Source organism: Candidatus Polarisedimenticolaceae bacterium (assembly GCA_036376135.1).
Lineage (GTDB): Bacteria > Acidobacteriota > Polarisedimenticolia > Polarisedimenticolales > DASRJG01 > DASVAW01.
In genome coordinates this window covers 1-2,587 of record DASVAW010000079.1, presented here as the reverse complement: position 1 = coordinate 2,587, position 2,587 = coordinate 1, and the positions used below count along the sequence as shown (strand labels likewise).

The 2,587-nt window shown below is 67.2% G+C and carries 2 protein-coding genes; both read right to left on the bottom strand.

The features are described 5' to 3' along the window. Window positions 1-1,193, bottom strand: a 1,193-nt coding sequence (locus tag VF139_07505) for a tetratricopeptide repeat protein (protein HEX6851240.1), incomplete at its 3' end; no start/stop codon positions are given. Between the two features lie 292 nt (window positions 1,194-1,485). Continuing rightward, on the bottom strand, window positions 1,486-2,268 hold the full coding sequence (locus VF139_07500) for a hypothetical protein (GenBank protein HEX6851239.1): 783 nt from the start codon (window positions 2,266-2,268) through the stop codon (window positions 1,486-1,488). Between the last annotated feature and the right edge of the window lie 319 nt (window positions 2,269-2,587).

The window sequence follows — 2,587 nt, the reverse complement described above, 5'->3', positions numbered from 1 at the left end:
GTGGGACGCACGAGGGTCGCGTCGAGCGCGATCGCGTCGTTGTCCCAGGGCTGTTCCTTGAGGACCTCGGGGTACGGGATGCCGAGTTTCTTCCGCCACGCGTCCTCTTCCGCGCGGTTCGCCTCGGTCGGGTGCGTGAGCGGATCGAGCGTCGGCCAGTTCGCGAAGGTCAGCGGGTGCAGCGCGCGGTAGCGACGCGCCTCGTACGACGCGGCGAAGTCGAGCATGCGCGTGACGAAACACTCCATCGCGCGCCCGCCGCTCGTTTCGAACCACGCACCCTTCCACTCGCAAGGTCCGGGCTTCATGGCGTCGTAGTCCACGACCGCGAAAGGCTCCCACTCGCGCCCGACGATCGTGGCGAGCAGGTGCTCGGAGACGTCGGTCGTGTAGATCCCCGCGGCGTGCCCGGGGCGGGGCGGCAGGACGAGGTCGCCGTGCACCGCGTCGATCACGCGCGCAATCTCGGCCTCGAACGACGCCACCCACGCGGCGTCGGAGAAGTCGTGGCGGTCGGGGAGCTCCGTCCACACCCCCTGCACGAGCCAGAGCTTCGTCGGCGCCGCCGCGTTGTGCGCGGCGAGCGCGGCATAGAACGAGGGAGGAAGGAGCGTGTACGTGCGCACGCAGTTCGCGCCGAGATCGGCGATCGTCTTCAGCCACGCGCGCCAGGTCGCGTCGTCGGTCGGGAACTCGGTCGGGTACTTCCCCGGAAGCGCCGCCCCCAGGTTCACGCCCTTGAGGAAGATCGGCTTCCAGCTCCCGTCGGCGGCGCGGATCTCGATCGTGTCCGCGAGCGCGCGGGCGTTCACGACGAGCGGCGCGTCGGGCGAGGCGTCCGGACGCCGGCGCGTCTCGCCGTTGAGGTAGGCCGTGCGCTCGAGGGCGAGCTTCAACCCCTGCTGCGCGTCGGCGTCGTTCGGGCGGGCGACGATCGCGGCCTCGAAGAGCGCGAGGGCATCGAGGGGGCTTCCGGTCTGCAGCTTCGCGTAGCCGAGCCCGATGCGCGCGTCGACGTCGCCGGGAGCGAGGGCGAGGGCGCCTTCGAAGGCGCCTCGCGAGGCCTCGAACTGCCCCTGCTTGTAGAGGCACCAGCCCAAGCGCGATCTCCCCTCGGCGTCGGTCGCGGCGGCGTCGGGGCAACTCGGGGGCGTGGAATATCCCGCCGACCCGGACAGCGCGGCCACCAACATGCAGCTAAGTACCTTCCCGATATGCACTTACACGGATTCCGCACTGCAATATACGCGAGGATCGCCATTTGTGGGGAGGATCCTTGTTAGGTGGGCTCGGCGATTTTCACCCGCGGTCGGAAACACTCACGGCGATTTTCGACTCCGCTCAAGTCTGCGGTCCGGTGGCGTGGAACTCTTCAGCGCACCGATCGAACTTTGAGGGGTCAAACGCGAGTCAACGCCTCGAAGTCCCTGTTCTCGTGAAACACGACGAGCCGGTGCCGGAGCGCACAGGCTTGGTATGCACTCGTCATTCGCCTTCGCTCTTCAGAGCCGTTCGGAGTTCGTCGACCATCTGATCGCGAAGTTCTTGGGGGCTTCTGCGCCCCCGAAGCATCTCGTCGTCCTGTAGCGACTCGATGATCTCGATGCACCGCTCCAGCCCGGCCCGGATTCCGGGCTCCTTCGATCGTCGCCCCGCTCCCAGATCGAGAAGGGCTCTTCCAGCCACCAGGGACCACTCGCGTCGCTCGTCCCCGGCGTTGATGATTTGATCGACCGACTGCCTCGAAGCCACGTAGTGTGCTGCCGAATCGAGGAAGGCTTCTGCGTGAACCGAAGCTGCACGTCGCAGGATGTCCCCGGCAATCTGGAGATCGGCATTGCGCAGCCAGAATTCGAGGATCTCCGCGTGCGCCGAGATCTCCTCCTTCGTCAGGGTCCGGATGAGTTCCGCCCCTCCCGGCGTACCGGCCAGGAGCGTCAGGACGTCACGCAGGTGGCGTCGACAGAAGCCGGAGTCTCGGATGCCCACCACTTGCTCGGTGGCGGGGGATCCAGGGATGTATGCAAAACTCGCATACTGGTCGCCCGGATACGACCCGAGCCGCCGAGCCAACTCGGCACAACTCCATGCGCTCGTCGCCGTGGATGACTGCAAGCACTCGAAAGCCGGGAGGTTCAGCTTCCCGACGGGTGTCCCGTCCAGAGCGTGCATCGCCGAGATCGGGTCACAGGCGCTGTCCGATCCATCTCCGCCCGGCGCACCCGGTATCGCCGCGGTCGCAACAATGATCAGGGCGGCAACTTGCATCTCAGAACCCTCCCGGACGATGCTGCATGTCGTACACATTCTGCACGGCGGGCGCAGGTGAATTCACGTGGCATGGGTCACGCTCGCCCCGCACGCCGAGGGCGCGCGCTTCACGTTTCGCGACGAACCCAGTGTTCGGGAAGCTCCCGTTCCCTCCCCGCAACCCACTTCCTTGCCCTCCGCTCCGCGCGGCCGATCTTCTCCCCGCCTCCTCGGAGACGCCCCGATGCCTCCGAGCGATCCGACCGACTGGCTGGCGCTGCACCTCGTCTCGTTCCTGAACCCGACGCCGTTCCACCGCGCGCTCGAGCGATGGCCG

Bases quoted from the DNA above. Each gene is read 5' to 3' on its own strand.
- VF139_07500 (HEX6851239.1), bottom strand. From the start codon at position 2,268: ATGCAAGTTGCCGCCCTGATCATTGTTGCGACCGCGGCGATACCGGGT.